This window comes from Croceicoccus estronivorus (assembly GCF_001625325.1).
Lineage (GTDB): Bacteria > Pseudomonadota > Alphaproteobacteria > Sphingomonadales > Sphingomonadaceae > Caenibius > Caenibius estronivorus.
Genome location: NZ_JRQQ01000002.1, coordinates 462,514 through 481,990, shown reverse-complemented (window position 1 = coordinate 481,990; position 19,477 = coordinate 462,514). Strand labels below are relative to the sequence as shown.

Here is a 19,477-nt window from a genome sequence, read left to right as displayed (position 1 = left end):
ATTCCCGCCCCATGAACCTGCCGACCTACAAGCGCGTATTGCTCAAGCTTTCGGGCGAAGTGCTGATGGGGGATCAGCAGTTCGGGATCGATCCCGCTTTCGTGACTGAACTTGCGAAGGAGGTGCGAGCAGCCAAGGATACCGGCCTGGAGATTTGCCTTGTGATCGGCGGCGGCAACATCTTTCGGGGTATGGCCGGTGCGGCGCAGGGAATGGATCGTGCGCAAGCCGATTATATGGGCATGCTTGCCACCGTTATGAATGCGCTTGCGATGCAGAGCGCGTTGGAACAGCTTGGCGTGCATACCAGAGTGCAATCAGCGATTCAGATGGACGCAGTGTGCGAACCGGTGATCCGGCGCCGCGCCGAACGGCATCTGGAAAAGGGCAGGGTTGTTATCTTTGCCGCCGGCGTGGGCAGCCCTTATTTCACTACCGATAGCGGGGCCGCTCTCCGAGCTGCTGAAATGAAATGCGATGCCCTGTTCAAGGGGACGAGCGTTGACGGAATTTATGATTCCGATCCAAAGAAAAATACGCAGGCAAAGCGTTATGAGACAGTCAGTTATGATAAGGTTCTGGCTGATAACCTGAAAGTAATGGATGCTTCCGCCGTGGCTTTGTGCCGTGACAACGCCATCCCGATCGTAGTCTTTTCGATTCGTGAGAAAGGCAATCTTGCCCGGGTGTTGGAAGGCGGGGGCGTTCAAACGATAGTGCAGAAGGAAGCCTGATCCATGGCAAAGTATGACAACGCCGATATCGAACGCCGCATGGCCGGAGCGGTGGATTCGCTCAAAAGCGACCTTTCGGGACTGCGCACGGGCCGTGCGAACACCACTTTGCTCGATCCCGTGCAGGTGGAAGTTTATGGGGCCCTGATGCCGCTCAACCAGGTGGCCACTGTCGCTGCTCCGGAACCGCGCATGTTGAGCGTGCAGGTTTGGGATAAATCGAATCTGATCGCAGTGGAAAAGGGAATTGCGAAAGCCGGGCTGGGTCTCAATCCGATGATCGACGGTCAGACGATCCGCCTGCCCATTCCGGACCTGACGCAAGAACGGCGCAAGGAACTGGCCAAGCTGGCAGGTCAGTATGCAGAGAAGGCGCGCATTGCGATCCGCAATGTTCGCCGCGATGGAATGGAAGCGCTCAAGGAAGACGAGAAGAAGAAGGAAATCAGCGAGGACGAACGCAAGCGCAAGGAGGATGAAGTCCAGAAGCTGACCGACCAATATGTGAAGCTGGCTGATGAAGCTGCTGCACATAAGGAGAAGGAAATCCTGGGCCAGTGACAAGTGGCAGGGCTCTTCCTGCTGTTTGTTCGGGGCCTGCCATTGAAATTATGGCAAGTTCTGTCCGAACGGGATATTCCGAATGAACGAGCGAGCCAAGCCTGCGCGCCATGTCGCGATAATCATGGATGGCAATGGCCGATGGGCGAAGAAGCATCGTTTGCCGCGTGCCATAGGGCACCAAAAGGGTGCGGAGGCGGTGCGTCGGCTGGTTCGAGCTTTACCCGACAGTGGCCTTGAAGCATTGACGCTATATGCCTTTTCGTCTGAAAATTGGAAACGGCCGGAAGGCGAAGTCGACGACCTGATGGCGTTGATGCGTCGGTTCCTGAAGAGCGATCTGCCGGATCTGGTCGCCAATGGAATTCGCCTCAGGATTATCGGGGATTATGGGGCTCTGTCGTCCGATCTGGTCGTGCAGCTGGACGAAGCGCTGGCGCGGACGGCTGAAGGGACGGCAGGCACACTGGCGGTCGCACTCAATTACGGATCCCAACAGGAAATCGCGCGTGCAGCCGCCGCCGCCGCCGCGCTGGGTGACGTAACGGCAGAAACGATAGAAGCGCATCTCGATACGGCTGGATTGCCGCCGCTGGATCTCCTCATCCGCACATCGGGAGAGCTGCGTCTGTCGAACTTCCTCTTGTGGCAGGCGGCTTACGCGGAATTGTGGTTCACTGACACGTTATGGCCGGATTTTACGCCCGCCCATCTTGAGCAGGCACTGGATGCATTTGCGGGACGGGAACGGCGTTATGGCGGACGGTAACGTGTCAGTCAGGCGATCCGATCTGGGGGTGCGTGTCGCATCAGCCGCAGTCATGCTGATTGTGGCTGGCGCGGCCTTCGCTTTCGGTGGGGTCGTACTCGACTGTTTCATTTTGATAGTTGCCGCGCTCGCTCTTGTCGAGATGGTTGGGTTGGTGCGCAAGGTCGCCGGGACAACGCTCGCGGGTTTGGTGGGCACAGGCGGGGCAATCATCTATATTGCGTTGGCAGCAGTTGCATTGATTTCGATGCCAGTGTTTTTGGTCGGGATTACAGTGGGTATTGTGATTTTTACGGACACGGGCGCCTACTTCGCAGGCCGCGCGATCGGTGGGCCGAAGATCGCACCTGCAATCAGCCCATCAAAGACCTGGGCAGGTTTGCTAGGAGGCATGGCTGCCGCGGCGGTGATCGGTGCCTTCGCTGCCGGTTTTTTAAGCTCTGCGGCATCGGCTTTGGCGAGTGGGAGTGATCCCGCATTGCCGTGGACTGCTATTGCTTCCGGGGCAGGTGCGGGTGCAATTCTGGCTGTGATTGCCCAAGCAGGGGATTTCTTTGAAAGCTGGCTCAAGCGGCGCGCAGGTGTGAAGGATAGTTCGCGCTTGATTCCCGGCCATGGGGGCATTCTCGACCGGGTCGATGGGTTGCTGCCAGTCGCAATTGCAGTTGGCGTCGCGGCGCATCTGGCAGGGCTTCGCTGATGCGCACGATCTCTATTCTGGGGGCCACGGGGTCAATCGGTGCATCGACGCTGGATCTTGTGCGGCGCAATCGCGAAGATTGGCAGGTTATCGCGCTTACAGCCAATGGCAATGTACTGGAACTGGCCCGGCTGGCCAAGGAATTCGGTGCGGCATTGGCGGTTGTGGCTGATGAGGCTGCGCTGCCGCAACTGCGCGAGGCTCTTTCTGGAAGCGGGATAGAAGCTGCCAGCGGGAGACAGGCCTTGTGCGATGCTGCTGCCTGCGGCGCGGACGTGACAGTCGCAGCAATCGTCGGTTGTGCAGGCTTGGCGCCCACCATGGCTGCGATCCAGCAAGGCAAGACAGTGGCACTTGCCAACAAGGAAGCGCTGGTTTCCGCAGGTGATGTGCTGATGGCGTCTGTCGAGCGCTATGGTGCGACGTTGTTGCCGCTCGATTCCGAACACAATGCAATTTTCCAATGCCTCGCTGGCAACGATCTGGAGAATGTCCGCCGAATTACACTGACTGCCAGTGGCGGGCCGTTTCGCACATGGGATGCGGCACAGTTGGAGGCGGCGACGGCCGCCCAGGCTGTGAAGCATCCTAATTGGAGCATGGGCGCCAAGATCAGTGTCGATAGCGCTACGATGTTCAACAAGGGGCTAGAACTGATAGAGGCGTGGCACCTTTTCCCCGTTGGGTTGGAGCGGATTCAGATTGTCGTTCACCCGCAAAGCGTGATCCATTCGCTGGTCGAATATCGGGACGGGTCAACCCTGGCCCAGCTTGGACCTTCAGATATGCGTGTGCCCATCGCGTCTTGTCTGGCCTGGCCGGACCGAATGGTGACGCCGATGGAGCCGCTCGATTTGCCTGCGTTGGGAGAGTTGACTTTTTTTGCCCCGGACGAGCATCTGTTTCCCGCAACGCGGTTGGCACGTGAGGCTGCGGAGACGGGTGGTGCGGCACCTGCCGTTCTTAATGCGGCCAATGAGGTAGCAGTGGCCGCATTCCTCGCGGGTCAGATAGGGTTCACGCACATCGCCGCAAATGTCGAACGGGTGCTGGCGGGAGATATTCCTCCGGCGCCATGTTCGCTGGACGAGGTGCTGACGATCGACCATGATACGCGCATTGTTGCGCGAGAACTGCTGGAGCTGGTCTGACTTGAGCGAATCCCCTTCCATCCTGGTGATGATCGTCGGCTTCCTGTTGGTGCTGGGGCCGCTCGTAACCGTGCATGAACTGGGCCATTACCTTGTGGGCCGTTGGTGTGGGGTGAGGGCCGACGCATTCTCTATCGGTTTCGGCAAGGAGCTGTTCGGCTGGACCGATCGGCGTGGCACGCGATGGAAGATTTCGTCCCTGCCCCTTGGCGGTTACGTGCAGTTTGCAGGTGACATGAATCCCGCCAGTCAGCCGAACCCGGAATGGTTGGCATTGCCGGAAGAGGAGCGCGCGCGAACCTTCCAGGGACGGCCTTTGTGGCAGCGTGCCCTGATCGTTGCTGCGGGCCCGCTGACGAATTTTGCTGTCGCGATAGCGATCCTTGCCGCCTTTAATCTGGTTTACGGCAAGTATGATATTCCGCCCGTGGTCAGCGCGGTGACCGAACAATCCGCTGCGGCGGACGCAGGCTTGCAGCCGGGCGACCGGATCCTTGCCGTGGATGGTTCCAGAGTCGAGACTTTCGAAGAATTGCGTAACAGCGTGGTGCCGAATCCGGGCGTCGACATGGTGTTGACCGTCCAGCGCGGCACGCAGAACTTCGACGTTCATTTCATCGTGCCCGAGGCGATCGAGCGCGACCGGTTCGGTAACGAATTCCGCATCGGTCGGCTGGGCGTTCTGGCGGACCCGGGAGACATCATTCCCGTGGGCCCGATAGAAGCGGTTACGCTGGGCGTGCGCCAGACCGGTGATATCGTCACCATGATGGCGCAGGGTGTTGGCCAGATCATTACTGGCCGGAGATCCGTCGAAGAGCTCGGCGGGCCGATCAAGATTGCCAAGTATTCCGGAGAGCAGTTGTCGCTGGGGCCGCAGGCATTCACCTATTTCGTGGCGCTCATCTCGATTAACTTGGCATTCATCAATCTCTTGCCAATCCCGGCCCTTGATGGCGGGCACTTGGCTTTCTATGCCGTTGAGGCAGTCCGCCGGAAGCCGGTTGGCCAACGGAGTCAGGAATGGGCATTTCGAACCGGCATGGCCCTTGTGCTGGCCTTGATGCTCTTCGTGACAATAAACGACCTGATCTCTTTGCCGATATTCGGCAGCTAGGGGATATTTCAGCAGGCCCGGATCGGGGAAAGGAACGTAAGGGCAGGTATTCGTTACTCTCTACCGCTTGATTGGAGCCTGTTCATCAGGCACAGGGCGGCGATTGTCTGCCGTGGCCGTACCCTTATCCGGAAGGGAGAGGATGCGGCCATCGAACGATGGGAATTGGCGTGTCGAAGATTGGACGGGAAATGAGCCGCATGGGCAACACTTACAGCGCTTCGCGCCTTGCAGTCGCCTTGCTGGGCGGAACGATCCTTGGCGGTCTGCCGTCAATCGCATTGGCTCAAGAGGCGCAAGAGCCAACGGCGGCGGAAACCGAAGCGGTGCCTCCTGCGGTCGAGACGATCAAGTCCATTACGGTGGTCGGGTCCCAGAGGCTCGAGCCGGAAACAATTCTCAGCTACATCCAGTTGCGTCAGGGTGACGTCTACACCCAAGCAGCGGCGGACCAGGCGCTCAAAGACCTTTACGCTACTGAATTGCTGGCGGACGTCTCGATCCGCAATGAAGACGGCAATGTAGTCATTCAGGTTCAGGAAAACCCGATCATCAACCGCATTATCCTTGAGGGTAACAAGCGGATCAAGGACGACAAGATCCTGCCTGAGATCAAGATGGCGCCGAGGCAGATCTTCACACGTTCCAAGGTACGTGCAGACGTCGCGCGCATCATCGAACTGTACAAGCGCAAAGGGCGTTTCGCCGCGAAGGTCGAGCCGAAGATGGTTCAGCTGGAGCAGAACCGCGTCGATATCGTTTACGAGATCAGCGAAGGACCGAAGTCCAAGGTTCGCAAGATTAACATCATCGGCAACGAAGAGTTTTCCGATGGTGAACTGCGCAGCGAGATGGTCACAAAGCAGGCCCGCTTTTTCCGTCTGTTCAGCTCCAACACCGGATACGACCCCGACCGTCTTGCCTTTGACCAGCAGAAGCTGCGTCAGTTCTATCTGACTGAGGGCTACGCCGATTTCCGCGTGGTGTCCGCTGTTGCGGAACTGACGCCGGACAAGAAAGACTTCATCATTACGTATGTCGTCGAAGAGGGCGATCGGTACAAATTTGGCGATGTCGAGGTCGAAAGCCAGTTGCGTGATTTCGACAGTGGCGAGCTGACCGCCAAGCTGCCGATGAAGCAGGGTGACTGGTACAACGCCAAGGAAGTCGAAGATACGGTCGAGCAGTTGAGCGAAGCTGCCGGCACCATGGGCTACGCCTTTGCCGATGTCCGGCCAAACTTCCGCCGGAGCAAAGACGACCGCACGATGTCGGTCACTTTCACCTTGGCGGAAGCACCGCGCGTCTATGTCGAAAAGGTCAATATCAACGGCAATACGCTGACGCAGGACAAGGTCATCCGTCGCGAGTTCCGTATCGCGGAAGGCGATGCGTTCGATTCCCTGAAGATCAAGCGCACGACCAACCGCATCAAGTCACTCGGCTACTTCCAGGAGAATTTCGAAGTCGAGCAGAAAGAAGGCAGTGCGCCGGACCGGATCGTGCTGGAGGCCAATGTCGAGGAAAAGCCAACCGGTGAACTCCAGCTTTCGGCAGGTTTCTCCAGCCTTGAGAGCTTCATTCTCTCCGGCTCGATCCGGCAGCGCAATTTCCGTGGACGGGGCCAGACGGTCGGCCTCAGCGTAAACTTCTCCCGCTATACGCGGGCTGCTCAGGTCAGCTTTGTCGAACCCTATCTGTTCGACCGGAATATTTCGGCGGGTGTCGACATCTATCGTCGCGATTACAACAGCTATAACTATCTGGGTAGCAAGCGGAACACGACGTACGAGCGGTCGACAACCGGTATCCAGATGCGTTTGGGCGTCCCACTTACTGAGTACATTTCTGCAATCGGCCGTTACACGCTCAATTACGACGATGTGTCGTTGGACAAGCAGTATTTTGCCGATCTCGATGGCGACGGCCAGACAGAGTGCTCGCCGCTGTTGGCGGGGCGCTATTTGTGCGACGCTCTGGGCAAGGACCTCAGTTCCATTCTCGGCCTGTCGGTCGTCTATGACACACGAGATAGCCGCTATCGTCCGACGCGCGGCCACAACGTGACAGTGGGTGTCGATTTTGCCGGTCTTGGCGGCGATGTGAGATACGCCCGTATCACTGGCGAGGCGTCGAAATACTGGTCCGTGGGTGGTGGCTTTATCTTCTCGCTCTCTGCCGAAGGTGGTTTCATCAAGGCTTTGAACAACCGTGGTGGAGATGGTGTTGACGACTTGCGGATCACGGATCGCTTCTTCCTCGGCGAACCGCAGATCCGTGGTTTCGATATTCGCGGCATTGGCCCGCGCGTGCTGCGTAAGCCACTGATGGACCTGAACGGCTGTGGGGCAGACGATGCTACCTGTACGCCTGCGATCGGCCCCAACCCGAGCCGCAATTCCTGGACGGATGATGCGCTGGGCGGTCGGGCATATTATATCGGCCGTGCCGAGCTTGAAATTCCGCTGGGTAGTGGTGCCCGCGAAATGGGGCTTCGACCATCCATTTTCGTGGATGCCGGCGCAGTTTGGGGTATCACAAAGCCGAAATTGACGGACACGACCGATCAATTCGATACGGGCATTTTCATTCCCGCTCGCGATACGGATGGCAATCCGCTCTATACGCAGGTGGATGCGGCAGAACTCGTCGATGGGGTTTGTACTGTCACGGACACCTCTATCGTAACGAACGACGTCAACCCCAATCCGCCGGCATGTCTTGGATCGGCCAACAACAGCCCGTATGGTTCGACCATTCCGGCATTTAAGGAATACTTCGTCGGCAATACGCCGAAACCACGTGTTTCCGTGGGTATCGGGGTGAACTGGAATTCACCGTTCGGCCCCCTGCGGATCGATTTCGCCAAGGTCCTTCTCAAGGTGGAAGGTGACGATACCAAAGCATTCTCCTTCAACGTAGGAACCCAATTCTGATGAAACTTCTTCTCAAGTCGGCGGTTGCCGCCGGGCTCGTTCTTTCCGCTGCTCCTATCGCTGTCGCTCCTGCCGCTGCGCAGGTGGTGAAGGGCATCGGAATCGTCAATATCAATGCGGTTGTCGCCAATTCGCAGGCATACAAGACGGCTGAAGAACAGCGGCCGGTGACCTACAAGGCACAGTACGACGCTGCGAAAGCCAAGAAGGCCCAGATCGAAGCGCAGCTCAAGCCGTTGATTGACAAGTTCAATGCGGACCGCGCCGCAGCCAGCCCGAATGAAGCTTCGCTGCAGCAGCAGGCGGCCACAATCCAGCAGATACAGGAAAGCGGTCAGCGCGAAATCCAGACGATCATGCAGCCGGCTGTTCTTTCGAATGCCTATGTCGAGGAACAGATCAACGACAAGCTTTCCGATGCAGTCGATGCAGCTGCCAAGGCTGCGAAGATAAGCCTGGTCATGGCGCCCGATACAGTGCTTTTCGCAGACGACAGCTACAATCTCACTCAGCAGGTTCTGAATGAGTTGAACAAGATTCTGCCTACGGCTCAATTGGTGCCGCCGCAGGGCTGGCTGCCGCGTCAGATGCGCGAACAGCAAGGCGACCAGGCCGCCGCCGAGCAGCCGCAGGCTGGCCCGCCGGCAACCAGCCGCTAAGCCGGATGCGGGAGTAATTTGATGAGCGAGGCTAAGTCTTACGATATATGTAAGATTCTCAATGCCTTGCCGCATCGTTATCCGCTCCTCCTGGTGGATCGGGTGGAGTCGCTGACGGTTGGCGAGGAAATTCACGCGATCAAGGCGGTCAGCTTCAACGAGCAGTTCTTTCAGGGGCATTTCCCCGGGCGCCCGATCATGCCGGGTGTCCTGATCGTGGAGGCATTGGCCCAATCGGCTGCAATCCTCGCGATTGAAACGCTGGAGTTGGCTGGATCAGGCAAGCTCGTCTATTTCATGGCGATAGAAGAGGCCAAGTTCCGCAATCCCGTGGAACCTGGCTGTCTTCTGGATCTGCATGTCGGCTTTGTTCAAAAGCGTGCGCGAGTCTGCAAGTTCTGGGGCAAGGCGATGATTGGCGACAAGGTGGCATGTGAGGTGCAGTTCACGGCCATGGTCGCCGATCCCCCGCAGCAAGCCGAGTAATCCTTGCATTTGGCGGCATTGGCCATTAATGGCGCCGCTTTCTATCCATCCGAAGGGCCGGTCGGAACCGTCCCGCTTATACGGAGCACACCGCCATGAAGGCCGATATTCACCCCGATTACCACACCATCAAGGTGCAGATGACTGACGGCACCGTGTTTGAAACCCGCTCCACATGGGGCAGTGAAGGTGACACGTTGACGCTGGAAATCGATCCGACGAGCCACCCTGCGTGGACCGGCGGCAACCGCGTTCTCAACGAAGGTGGTCAGGTTGCTCGCTTCAACAAGCGTTTTGGCGGTCTTTCGCTCAAGAAGAAGTAAGCGGAACGCTCTTCACCAATTACGAAAAAGGCGGCCTGCCGGGCCGCCTTTTTTGCGTTGAGGTGTAGCCGTCAGGCGCAGGCGATGCACCGGGTTGCCGTGGGCAGCGCTTTCAGCCGATCCTCACCGATGTCCGCACCGCATTTCGCGCACGTCCCATAGGTTCCATTGCTGATGCGCAGGAGTGCCAGCCTCACCTGCTGGATTTCCCGGCGCAGCACTTCATCAACACCGGTCAGCGCTTCATCATCTTCGAGATCAATTGCCTGCTCTTCCCAATCGGCATCGAGTGGGTGGCGGAGGTCATCTTCAATCACTTCAGCCCGTCCGACCAGCTCAGCCAGCCTGCCGCGAAGAGTTTTTTCCAGTTCCTGATAGTCGCTCATCTTTCAGCTCCACATTCTCTCTCGATACCATTTCGTGATGACGTATTTGACGCCCTTTCGCACCTTCATTCCATGATGGAGCGTGGCAGAATTGACCCGACCGTCCGGCAGGCGATTGTTCCATGAGAGCAACTTTCCCGTCTCCGGCTGGAAAATCTTGCCGATCTCTCTGAATCTTGTGCCACCTCCGGCATCGGGTTCATTGAGATAGATCATGGCTGTCCAGGTGCGTTGCCCTGAAATCGCGCAGTAGCGGTCGAAATCCGCACCGCCGGGCTCAAAATAGTCGGTGTGAGCCTTGAATTCCTGCCCCTTTTCATATCGTTGACCCTGAAGGGGCTCCCCATATGCCGGATCTATTCCATTGAGGGCATTAAGACGTTTTTCGAGTTCCCTTACGGCAGGTTCATCCGGATCGAGATCGCAAGTCTCGCTGGTACGGAAATAGGCGTCTCCGTTGGGATCGGCGATGGTGGACGGACGTCGTCGCTTGTCGATCAGCGCAATCAGGTCGCCACACTGTTCTGCATTCAGAAATCCACGGACGTGGAACAGTTCAAGCAAAGCCGTAGGCGTGCGCCTGATGCCCGGCCAGACGAGCAAGCGGTCTGTAGAGGTGTCGCCAGGCGAGTTCATCACGGCAGGGATAACGCGGCTGCGGTGGTGTGCAAATCATTCGATTGGGTCGTTGCTCAGTTTTCTCTTCCAAAAGTTCGCGCTCTATGCCAGAGGCTCGCCCCCGAAGCCGATCTTTCAGGATCGGCATGCGCGTTATGGCGATCGTAGCTCAGTTGGTTAGAGCGCCGGTTTGTGGTACCGGAGGTCGTGGGTTCGAACCCCATCGGTCGCCCCATTTCCCGCTTCCTTGCAAGCGTTTCAGGCCCTGAAGGGATGATATGGCCGCCTTCTGGACCGAGCCGGATTTCGACGATCACGAGCTTGTTCAACTGGTGCATGATCGTGCCAGCGGGCTGACTGCCATCTTTGCAATACATTCGACTCATCTCGGGCCGGGGGGCGGGGGTACGCGTTTTTGGCATTACGCGGATCCGGCCGATGCGATGAAGGATGCGTTGCGTCTCTCCAAGGGCATGAGCTACAAAAATGCGATGGCCGGGCTACCCGCTGGCGGAGCCAAGGCCGTAATCCTAGCCGGACCGGAGCGGCGCAAGACACCTGAGATGCTCGCGGTCTTCGGGGATGCGATCGAGGCGCTGGGCGGGCGATACGTTACAGCGGAAGATGTCGGAATGGCTGAGGCAGACATGGCCGCGATTGCTGAGCGCACCAAACATGTCTCAGGCTTGCCGGTGCCTGAAGGTCACGCGGGTGGGGATCCGGGGCCTTTTACGGCGAAAGGCATTTTCCTGGGCATAAAGGCGGCGGTATCGCACAAGTTGGGTCGTGCCGATGTGAGCGGAGTTCATGTTGCGATCCAGGGCACGGGGAGTGTCGGTGGCGGTGTCGCACGGTTGCTGGCGGCTGAAGGTGCGCAACTTACGCTGGCAGACATCGACGAAGCGAAAGCTGCTGCGCTCGCAAACGAACTCGGGGCGGATGTGGTTCCATCTGATGCGATCATGCATGTGGCCTGTGATGTGTTCAGCCCGAATGCGCTGGGGGCGATTCTCGACGAATCGGGAATTGAATCCCTCAACGCCCCGATTGTTGCAGGGGGTGCGAATAACCAGCTTGCCCGGCCGGAACATGGGCCTGCACTGGCCAAGCGGGGTATCCTCTATGCGCCGGACTATGTCATCAATGCAGGCGGGATCATCAACGTTACGATGGAATATATCGCTCGCCGCACAGGGGAACAGTCCGGTACGGCGGAAGTCTATCGCAAGATTGATGAAATACCCGCTCGTCTGCACGCGATCTGGCAGGAATGCGAGGTTTCCGGCGAGAGTCCGGATGTCGTGGCCGACCGCATGGCGCGTAACCTGATCGGCCGCGGATAAAGGGGCTTCAGTCGCCCTTGTGAATCCCGCGCGACCCTGCCAAAGCGTGTCCCGACCCAGGTTGTCATCATGCATGGTTTTGCCAATCCCACACGCTTCCTGAAGCTCGCGCGCTGGCTCACCCCGCTGTTGCTGGGCAGTGGTCTGGTCGTTGCTGCGATTGCCTTGGCCTGGGGCCTGTTTGCCGTGCCTCCTGATCGATTGATGGGAGATACCGTGCGTATCCTCTTTATCCACGTTCCCGCTGCCTGGCTGGGCATGGGAGGATGGACGGCGATTGCCATCGCCAGTCTGGTGGAACTGGTCTGGCGTCATCCGCTGGCGACAGTCGCAGCGCGGGCGGCCGCTGTTCCAGGGGCAGGCTTTACTGCCATTTGCCTGCTTACGGGTTCGATCTGGGCAAGACCGACCTGGGGGACATGGTGGGTCTGGGACGGGCGGTTGACGAGCTTTCTCGTCCTGCTGTTCCTCTATTTTGCTTATATCGCCTTGGCGGGCGCGGTCGAACGCGACGGGGCATCCAGCCGAATTCCGGCGATTTTCGGGCTGGTCGGCGCGGTGAATGTCCCGATCATCAACCGTTCGGTGGTGTGGTGGAACAGTCTGCACCAGCCCCCCAGCATCACGATTGGGAAGTCGGCTATCGACCCGGCTTTCCTCTGGCCGCTGCTGGCGGCGACGATCGGTTTTTCGCTGCTGTTTGGGGGAATCGTTTTGGCGCGTATGCGGATGTTGCTGGCCGACATCCAGGCAGAAGCGCGGTTGCGCCGCAAGGCGATGGAGGCCTGATTCCTCATGCGCGAAGCGCTTGATCAATGGGATTTTGTGGTGGCGGCGTATGCCACCGGCATTATCGGTACGCTCGCGCTTGCCGGTTGGAGCTGGCTGGCTATGTGCCGGGCAGAAGCACGGCGTGACAGGATCAAGAGACGATGAACACGGGTATCAAGCCCAAACATCAGCGGCTGGTGCTGGTGGTGATTGCTCTGGTCGCGCTGGTGGGCGCAGGGCTGCTCGCCGCCTGGGCACTGCGCAGTCAGGCGAGCTATTTCTTCGTTCCCAGCGAGATGCAGGCGGCCCCGCCACCGACAGGGCAAGCGGTCCGGCTGGGGGGTATGGTGGAGGAAGGTTCCCTGAAGACGATGCAGGATGGCGTAACGATTGCCTTCATCGTCGGCGATGGCAAGGCGCGCATCCCGGTTCGCTACGCGGGGATTGTTCCCGATCTTTTCGTCGAAGGGTCGGGCGTCGTTGCGGAAGGGCGGCTGGAGCCGGATGGGACATTCGTGGCTGACACCTTGCTGGCCAAACACGATGAAAACTATATCCCGCGCGAACTCAAGGACATGACCGAGGCTCAGGCACGAGCTGCAGTGGCGGAAACGCAATGATCGCTGAATTCGGCCTTGCGGCCCTTTGGCTTGCGGCAGCACTTGCGGGCCTTCAGCTCTTCGCTGGCGCAATAGCGCTGAAAGGCAGAGCAGGGGAGCTGTCCCGCCTCGTACGTCCGGTCGCGGTAATGCAGGGCGCGCTGACGGCGGTCTCTTTCGCTGCGCTCGTGATGCTGTTTCTTCGCACGGACCTGTCGGTAAAATTGGTGGTGGCCAATTCCCATTCGGCCAAACCATTCATCTACAAGCTGGCCGGGACCTGGGGAAACCATGAAGGGTCCATGCTGCTATGGGTTACCGTGATGGCAGGTATGGGGGCACTGATTGCGCTGCTCGAACGGCGCCTGCCGGAACGGACCATGTTGGCAACGCTCGCGACGCAGGCATTCGTCGGGCTCGGTTTCTATGCCTTTCTGTTGTTTTCCTCGAACCCGTTCGAACGGTTGCCGATGCCTGCGGCCGAAGGCATGGGGCTCAACCCGCTGTTGCAGGACATTGGCCTCGCCTTCCATCCGCCCACGCTCTACCTCGGCTATGTTGGGTTGTCGGTGGCTTTCAGTTTCGCGGTGGGTGCACTGCTGACCGGAGAAGTCGGGCCGACGTTCGCCCGGGTGATGCGGCCCTGGGTATTGGGAGCATGGATATTCCTGACGATCGGTATCACCGCAGGCAGCTACTGGGCCTATTACGAGTTGGGCTGGGGCGGCTGGTGGTTCTGGGACCCGGTTGAAAATGCATCGCTCATGCCTTGGCTTGCCGGCACTGCCTTGCTCCATTCCGCTAGCGTGCTGGCGGCTCGGGACGCACTGCGGGCGTGGACTGTCATGCTGGGGGTAGTCGCATTTTCCATGTCGATGATCGGTACGTTTCTTGTCCGGTCGGGCATTCTCACCAGCGTTCACGCCTTCGCGGTCGATCCCGAACGCGGGTCCTTCATCCTTGTGCTGTTGGCGATCTACATCGGTGGCGCATTGACCTTGTTTGCGCTGAAAGCGGGTAGCATTGCCGAAGGTGCACGCTTTTCCGCCACGAGCCGTGAAGGTGCGCTGGTATTCAACAATGTCATGCTGTCGGCCATTTTGGGCATTGTTCTGCTCGGGACGCTTTACCCGCTCCTGACTGAAGCGTTCGGCGTCAAGGTCTCCGTTGGCCCGCCTTATTTCAATCCGGTGGGTGCGATCTTCGCAGTGCCGATGCTGGTGGTCATGGCCGTTGGGCCGCTGTTACGCTGGCGCCGTGATGCATTTGCCCGGGTGCGCAAATCCGTGATTTTCGTCGGTTTGATTTTTGCGCTTCTGCTCGCCGTGCTGCTGTTCTGGCGTCCGATGGGGCTATTGCCCTGGCTTGGTATGGCACTCTCCGTTCCGCTTGCCGTCGCCAGCGTTCTGCCCTTGCGTGGCCGCAATTTGGGCCATCTGCCGCTTTCCGTGTGGGGAATGGTGGTTGCACACTTCGGGTTGGCCCTGGCCTTGTTCGGCATGGCCGCGGATAGCGCTCTGACGGTGGAGAAACTGGCTGCCGCCAGAATTGGCGACTCAACCAAGGTCGGCCCATGGACAGTTACATTGGACAGTGTGGAGCCCGTGGCCGGTCCGAACTGGATCGCACTTGAAGGCCGTATGAGCGCGACTTATCGCGACAAAGCGGAATCGTCCGTGATTGCGCCGCAGGCGCGCAGTTTTTGGGCGCCCCCGCAACAGACCACGGAAAGTGCGCTTCTGACCCGCTGGAACGGGCAGCTCTATGCGGTGCTGGGTGACGAGACGGAAGATGGCCGCTGGCAATTGCGCTTGTGGTGGAAGCCCTTCGTCACCTGCATCTGGTTTGGGGGGCTGCTTGTGGCATTGGGAGGCTTCCTGGCGCTGCTCGGTCGGGTAGCAGTCGATCTGCGTCGCCGTGTGGCTGTCCGCAAGATCGCTGCGCGTAAGGAGGAGTTGGAAAAGGTGCAGGGTCGGTGACGCGCGGCGGATGGAAATTCTGGCTGCCTTTGGCCCTCTTCGCATTTTTTGTCGCCCTCGTGGGGACGCAATTGCTCTCTCCAGCCCAGCGCGAAGTCGAAAGTGCCATGATTGGCAAGCCTTTGCCGCAATTCGTGTTGGCTGCGGCAAGCCCCGACAGGCCTGGGGTCGCGGCGGTCGATCTGAAAGACGGCAAGCCCCGATTACTCAATATCTGGGCAAGCTGGTGCATACCGTGTGCTGCCGAAGCCCCTCAGCTTGAGGCATTGCAGAAGCAAGGCGTCGATATCGTGGGTGTTGCCATTCGTGATCGGCCTGAGGACGTGGCGGCGTTCCTCGCACGCTACGGTAATCCCTATAGCCGGATCGGAGCGGACAATCTTTCCGAAGTGCAGCTTGGCATCGGATCGTCAGGGGTACCGGAAACCTTCATCGTCGATGGCAAGGGTGTGATCCGGTACCAGCACATTGGAGACATCCGTCCAGAGCATGTGCCGATGCTGCTTGAAAAACTTCGGGAGGCCGGAGCGTGAGGCTGCTCTCTGCCCTGTGCCTGGCCATCTCGCTATTGCTATCCGGCGCTGCTTTGTCAGCACAGGATTCGATGCCTCCGGCGCCCTATGCCTATCGTCAGCTTGATGATCCGGACAAGGAGGCTGAGGCCAAGGCATTGATGGAAACTTTGCGCTGTCTCAAGTGTCAGGGGCAATCAATTGCCGATTCCGATGCGCCAATGGCAGGCGACATGCGTCATCAGGTGCGGACACGGATAGAGGCAGGGGAATCGCCCGACGAAATTCGCGATTGGCTGGTCGAGCGTTATGGCGACTATGTCAGTTTCGCCCCGCGCTTTGACGGTGCGACATGGCCGTTGTTCGCGCTGCCGGTGGTTATCGTGGCGCTCGCGTTGGGACTGTTGTGGCGCAGACTGGGGAGGCGCGGATGAGCTGGTGGCCAATATTGGCATTGGCGGTAGTGGCGATGTGTGTGATCGTCCTCTTGTTCCGTTTGCCACGTCCGCTTTGGGCTTTGCTGGGCGTCGCTTTCATGCTCGGCCTTGCTGGCTATGCCTGGCAGGGGCACCCCGGCATGGCGGGTGTCCCGAAGCGTTCCGTTGCAGCCGACAAGACGGATGGTGCGGCGATGGTCGCCATGCGGAAAAGTATGGAGAGCGGCGGGCAGCAAAGCGATTTCCTCGTCATTTCCGACGGGTTTGCGCGCCGAGGAGATTTTTCCAACGCGGCGGGAATTCTCCGCGGGGCGATCAGGAAAAATCCTGATGATTCGCAGGCGTGGTTGGCAATGGGGAATGCCCTTGTCGAACAGGCCGAGGGGAATTTGACCCCTGCGGCACTTTACGCTTTCCGCAGGGCGGGTGAAGCGAATCCAAGCGATCCTGCTCCGTCATTTTTCCTCGGTGTGGCCATGCTCCGTGCTGGCCGATTGATCGAGGCGGACGAACTGTGGCGGGAGTCACTGCGGAAAATGCCGGAAAACGCACCGCAAAGAGCCAAAGTCGAACAATCTGTAGCCGCGCTCGAAGCACTGATGCGCAAGATAGCAGGGGAGTAGGTGGCATGTTGCGGTGCAGCGGACATACTGCTAAGCGCCAACGCCCGTTTGCCGCTAGGCTGGCTGCGGGAATGACTGGCAACAGGGGCTTTCAATCCTGATGACCGATTCCGCCGCTTTGGGCGAAGAGCTTCCGCCACCGCCGCCGCAAGCGAACAACCATAATCGCGAATCCAATATCGCGAAAATGGCGTTCGGTGCGGTGGGTATCGTCTTTGGCGATATCGGGACCAGCCCCCTCTACGCGTTTCGTGAGACCTTTGTCGGGCCGCACCCGCTGGCGCTTGACGACCTCCATGTTCTGGGTGTCGTCAGCTTGATCTTCTGGTCGATGACCATGGTGGTCTCGATCCAGTATGTCGGCATCCTGATGCGGGCGGATAACAAGGGGCAGGGAGGCAGCCTTGCCTTGGTTGCTCTTATTTCACGACATCTCAGCCGTTCCCGGTATGGTTGGCTGGTCGTGATGTTGGGCGTTTTTGCGACGGCGCTATTTTACGGCGACAGCATGATCACCCCGGCGATTTCAGTGCTTTCCGCTGTGGAAGGCCTGACAGTGGTGGAAAGCAGTCTGGAGCCTTTGGTCGTTCCGATCGCATTGGTCCTGCTCGTCCTGCTGTTTCTTCTCCAGAAGCGCGGCACCGATACCGTGGGCAAGCTGTTTGCCCCGGTCATGGGCGTCTATTTCACTGTGCTTGCGATCCTGGGCTTGATCCATATCGTTGAATCCCCCGGTGTTCTGGTTGCACTGAACCCTTGGTATGCGGTGCAGTTTTTCCTGAGCGACCGCATTCTCGCATTTCTCGCGCTTGGTTCAGTCGTGCTGGCTGTGACGGGCGCAGAAGCGCTTTATTCCGACATGGGCCACTTTGGTCGCGGACCGCTGAGATTGTCGTGGTTCGGTTTCGTCATGCCATGCCTCCTGCTGAATTACTTCGGACAGGCGGCGATGATCATCAGCCTCGACGCGGCTGCGGCAAGCGAAGCAATCCAAAACCCGTTCTTCATGTTGGCATCAGAAGCATTCCGTCTCCCGCTCGTCATTCTGGCGACCTGTGCGACCTTCATTGCCAGTCAGGCTGTGATCTCGGGAGCTTTCTCGATTACGCACCAAGCGATTCAATTGGGTTTCGTGCCGCGCCTGTCGATCAGACACACCAACGAGACCGAAGCGGGCCAAATCTATATCCCGGTGATCAACTGGGCGCTTATGGTCGCAGTCATCGTGCTGGTGCTGATGTTCCAGAATTCTTCGAACCTGGCATCTGCCTACGGCATTGCAGTTACAGGGGCGATGCTGATTGATGCCTGCCTGCTTGCGGTGGTGGTGCTGGCGATCTGGAAGTGGAAGTGGTGGTTCGCCGTTCCGGTCGTCGGAGTCGTTTTCCTCGTCGACGGGGCCTATTTCGCGGCCAACTTTACCAAAGTGCCTGATGGCGGCTGGTTCCCCCTTCTGATAGGCGGCTTTGCGTTTACGTTGCTGACGACCTGGGCCCGTGGGCGCAAATTAATGCGCGATCGTATGGCTGAGTCCGGCCTGCCGATGGAAGTGTTCGTCAAGTCGGCGGGCAGCGCAGTCCGAGTGCCGGGAACGGCCATTTTCATGGCATCCAGCACTGGTGGTGTGCCGTCAGGCCTGCTGCACAATATCAAGCACAACAAAGTTCTGCATGAACGGGTTGTTATCCTCACCGTCGATATCGCGGACGTTCCTTATATCCCCGAAACGGACCGGTGTGAGATCCATGATCTGGGCGACGGATTCTATCGACTGATTCTCCATTACGGTTTCATGCAGGAAACGGATATTCCTGCCGCGCTGGAAAAGCCGGAAATCTGTGGTGGTCCGTTTGATATGATGCACACCAGCTTCTTCCTGTCCCGTCAGACATTGCTGTCTGCGAAGAACCCCGGAATGGCGGTGTGGCGTGAGAAGCTTTTCGCATGGATGATGCGTAACGCTGCATCGCCGATGGACTTCTTCCGATTGCCAACCAATCGGGTGGTCGAACTGGGAAGCCAGGTTGAGATTTAGATCGAGATTGCTGAGGGCAAGATGGGCAGATCAGGCGATAAACTGATCGCATCAGTGGCTCATCTCCGACACGGCTTGGTTATCAAAAAAGGACGCCACCCGTTGCCGGAGGCGTCCTTCTTGTCTGTTGCCGATTTTTTGAACCCGGCTCAGCCGAGATTAGCGCTGACCATGCAGTACATCATGGGGATCGACAGCAAGGTATTCAGACGGCTGGCGATCAGGGCACGCGGTGCGGCGGCTGCCTTTTCTTCAGCACTGGCTTCGACAATGCCAAGGATCTTCTTCTGTGCAGGCCAGATGATGAACCAGACGTTGAACGCCATGATCAATGCCATCCACATACCGACACCGATCAGGTCAACATTGCCTTCACCAGAGAAGGTCAGGGCGGGAACGAGATAGCCGCTGACATGCGCGATCGTCAGGCCGGTGAGCACGGTGAGCGCGGCGGCCCAGCGGAAAAAGAAAAGGACCTTCGGAGCAATGATTTTGCTGATGGCCGGTTTTTGCTCATCAGGGATTGTAGGCATGCTCGGCACCTGAACAAAGTTCAGATAATAGAGCAGGCCGATCCAGAGAACGCCGAAAAACAAATGAAGCCAGCGCGTGATCGAATTGAGATCGACCGGCGCGGTGGGCGCGAACGCCATCATAACTACGATGGCAGCAACGAGCCCCACCGCCAAAACAAGATGCAAATTGCCGAAAAGCTTTGCCATACTAACATCCCCCTAC

General features: G+C 58.6%; 22 protein-coding genes and 1 tRNA gene. 20 read left to right on the top strand and 3 right to left on the bottom strand.

What is annotated here, in order from left to right; translation table 11 throughout:
- The first annotated feature begins 11 nt into the window (after positions 1-11).
- The 10 genes from pyrH to rpmE all read left to right on the top strand — a co-directional run bounded on the left by pyrH (position 12) and on the right by rpmE (position 9,436).
- Positions 12-734 carry a UMP kinase gene (gene pyrH, locus MB02_RS05535; RefSeq protein ID WP_067533659.1) on the top strand — a complete coding sequence of 241 codons (723 nt, stop codon included), beginning with the start codon at positions 12-14 and terminating at the stop codon, positions 732-734.
- A gap of 3 nt (positions 735-737) precedes the next feature.
- Positions 738-1,295 (top strand): ribosome recycling factor, encoded by a 558-nt coding sequence (gene frr, locus MB02_RS05530; protein ID WP_067533657.1) that lies wholly within the window; start codon positions 738-740, stop codon positions 1,293-1,295.
- An 82-nt stretch (positions 1,296-1,377) separates the two neighbouring features.
- Positions 1,378-2,064 (top strand): polyprenyl diphosphate synthase, encoded by a 687-nt coding sequence (gene uppS, locus MB02_RS05525; RefSeq protein ID WP_067533654.1) that lies wholly within the window; start codon positions 1,378-1,380, stop codon positions 2,062-2,064.
- Positions 2,051-2,764: a phosphatidate cytidylyltransferase gene (locus MB02_RS05520; protein WP_156495425.1), complete on the top strand. Its 714-nt coding sequence runs from the start codon at positions 2,051-2,053 to the stop codon at positions 2,762-2,764. Before uppS ends, MB02_RS05520 begins: the two co-directional genes overlap by 14 nt.
- The gene (dxr, locus tag MB02_RS05515; protein ID WP_170304635.1) at positions 2,764-3,915 is read left to right on the top strand and encodes a 1-deoxy-D-xylulose-5-phosphate reductoisomerase; all 1,152 of its coding nucleotides are present in this window, start codon (positions 2,764-2,766) and stop codon (positions 3,913-3,915) included. Before MB02_RS05520 ends, dxr begins: the two co-directional genes overlap by 1 nt.
- Before the next feature lies 1 nt (position 3,916).
- Positions 3,917-5,032: an RIP metalloprotease RseP gene (gene rseP, locus MB02_RS05510; protein ID WP_067533645.1), complete on the top strand. Its 1,116-nt coding sequence runs from the start codon at positions 3,917-3,919 to the stop codon at positions 5,030-5,032.
- 191 nt (positions 5,033-5,223) lie between these two features.
- Complete coding sequence (gene bamA / locus MB02_RS05505) at positions 5,224-7,968, top strand: outer membrane protein assembly factor BamA (protein ID WP_067534188.1); 2,745 nt, start codon at positions 5,224-5,226, stop codon at positions 7,966-7,968.
- Positions 7,968-8,627 (top strand): OmpH family outer membrane protein, encoded by a 660-nt coding sequence (locus MB02_RS05500; RefSeq protein ID WP_067533643.1) that lies wholly within the window; start codon positions 7,968-7,970, stop codon positions 8,625-8,627. Before bamA ends, MB02_RS05500 begins: the two co-directional genes overlap by 1 nt.
- Before the next feature lie 21 nt (positions 8,628-8,648).
- Positions 8,649-9,113: a 3-hydroxyacyl-ACP dehydratase FabZ gene (fabZ, locus tag MB02_RS05495; protein ID WP_067533640.1), complete on the top strand. Its 465-nt coding sequence runs from the start codon at positions 8,649-8,651 to the stop codon at positions 9,111-9,113.
- A 95-nt stretch (positions 9,114-9,208) separates the two neighbouring features.
- Entirely contained in the window at positions 9,209-9,436 is a 228-nt protein-coding gene (rpmE, locus tag MB02_RS05490; RefSeq protein WP_067533637.1) for a 50S ribosomal protein L31, read from the top strand.
- Between the two features lie 71 nt (positions 9,437-9,507).
- On the opposite strand, the gene MB02_RS05485 is transcribed toward rpmE, so the two are convergent.
- Together MB02_RS05485 and MB02_RS05480 are read right to left on the bottom strand one after the other, a co-directional pair.
- Positions 9,508-9,822 carry a TraR/DksA family transcriptional regulator gene (locus MB02_RS05485; RefSeq protein ID WP_067533634.1) on the bottom strand — a complete coding sequence of 105 codons (315 nt, stop codon included), beginning with the start codon at positions 9,820-9,822 and terminating at the stop codon, positions 9,508-9,510.
- A gap of 3 nt (positions 9,823-9,825) precedes the next feature.
- On the bottom strand, positions 9,826-10,458 hold the full coding sequence (locus MB02_RS05480) for a prolyl hydroxylase family protein (RefSeq protein WP_067533631.1): 633 nt from the start codon (positions 10,456-10,458) through the stop codon (positions 9,826-9,828).
- A gap of 140 nt (positions 10,459-10,598) precedes the next feature.
- On the opposite strand from MB02_RS05480, the gene MB02_RS05475 reads away from it, so the two are divergent.
- From MB02_RS05475 to MB02_RS05435, 10 genes are all read left to right on the top strand, one after another.
- Positions 10,599-10,675: transfer RNA gene (locus MB02_RS05475), tRNA-His, on the top strand.
- Between the two features lie 43 nt (positions 10,676-10,718).
- The gene (locus MB02_RS05470) at positions 10,719-11,783 is read left to right on the top strand and encodes a Glu/Leu/Phe/Val family dehydrogenase (protein WP_067533628.1); all 1,065 of its coding nucleotides are present in this window, start codon (positions 10,719-10,721) and stop codon (positions 11,781-11,783) included.
- A 69-nt stretch (positions 11,784-11,852) separates the two neighbouring features.
- Positions 11,853-12,572, top strand: coding sequence for a heme ABC transporter permease CcmC (ccmC, locus tag MB02_RS05465; RefSeq protein WP_067533625.1), 720 nt, complete (start codon positions 11,853-11,855; stop codon positions 12,570-12,572).
- 6 nt (positions 12,573-12,578) lie between these two features.
- Entirely contained in the window at positions 12,579-12,719 is a 141-nt protein-coding gene (locus MB02_RS17780) for a hypothetical protein (RefSeq protein WP_170304634.1), read from the top strand.
- Positions 12,716-13,174, top strand: coding sequence for a cytochrome c maturation protein CcmE (gene ccmE / locus MB02_RS05460; RefSeq protein WP_067533622.1), 459 nt, complete (start codon positions 12,716-12,718; stop codon positions 13,172-13,174). Before MB02_RS17780 ends, ccmE begins: the two co-directional genes overlap by 4 nt.
- The gene (locus MB02_RS05455) at positions 13,171-15,132 is read left to right on the top strand and encodes a heme lyase CcmF/NrfE family subunit (protein WP_067533619.1); all 1,962 of its coding nucleotides are present in this window, start codon (positions 13,171-13,173) and stop codon (positions 15,130-15,132) included. The genes ccmE and MB02_RS05455 overlap by 4 nt, the downstream gene beginning before the upstream one ends.
- Positions 15,129-15,665 (top strand): DsbE family thiol:disulfide interchange protein, encoded by a 537-nt coding sequence (locus tag MB02_RS05450; protein ID WP_067533616.1) that lies wholly within the window; start codon positions 15,129-15,131, stop codon positions 15,663-15,665. Before MB02_RS05455 ends, MB02_RS05450 begins: the two co-directional genes overlap by 4 nt.
- Positions 15,666-15,736: 71 nt before the next feature.
- Entirely contained in the window at positions 15,737-16,078 is a 342-nt protein-coding gene (locus tag MB02_RS05445; RefSeq protein ID WP_156495435.1) for a cytochrome c-type biogenesis protein, read from the top strand.
- Positions 16,075-16,704 (top strand): tetratricopeptide repeat protein, encoded by a 630-nt coding sequence (locus MB02_RS05440; RefSeq protein ID WP_067533610.1) that lies wholly within the window; start codon positions 16,075-16,077, stop codon positions 16,702-16,704. Before MB02_RS05445 ends, MB02_RS05440 begins: the two co-directional genes overlap by 4 nt.
- Before the next feature lie 187 nt (positions 16,705-16,891).
- Entirely contained in the window at positions 16,892-18,739 is a 1,848-nt protein-coding gene (locus MB02_RS05435; protein WP_235829441.1) for a potassium transporter Kup, read from the top strand.
- A 149-nt stretch (positions 18,740-18,888) separates the two neighbouring features.
- On the opposite strand, the gene MB02_RS05430 is transcribed toward MB02_RS05435, so the two are convergent.
- A complete protein-coding gene (locus tag MB02_RS05430) occupies positions 18,889-19,461 on the bottom strand; it encodes a urate hydroxylase PuuD (protein ID WP_067533607.1) in 573 nt (190 codons plus the stop codon).
- Positions 19,462-19,477: the final 16 nt, after the last annotated feature.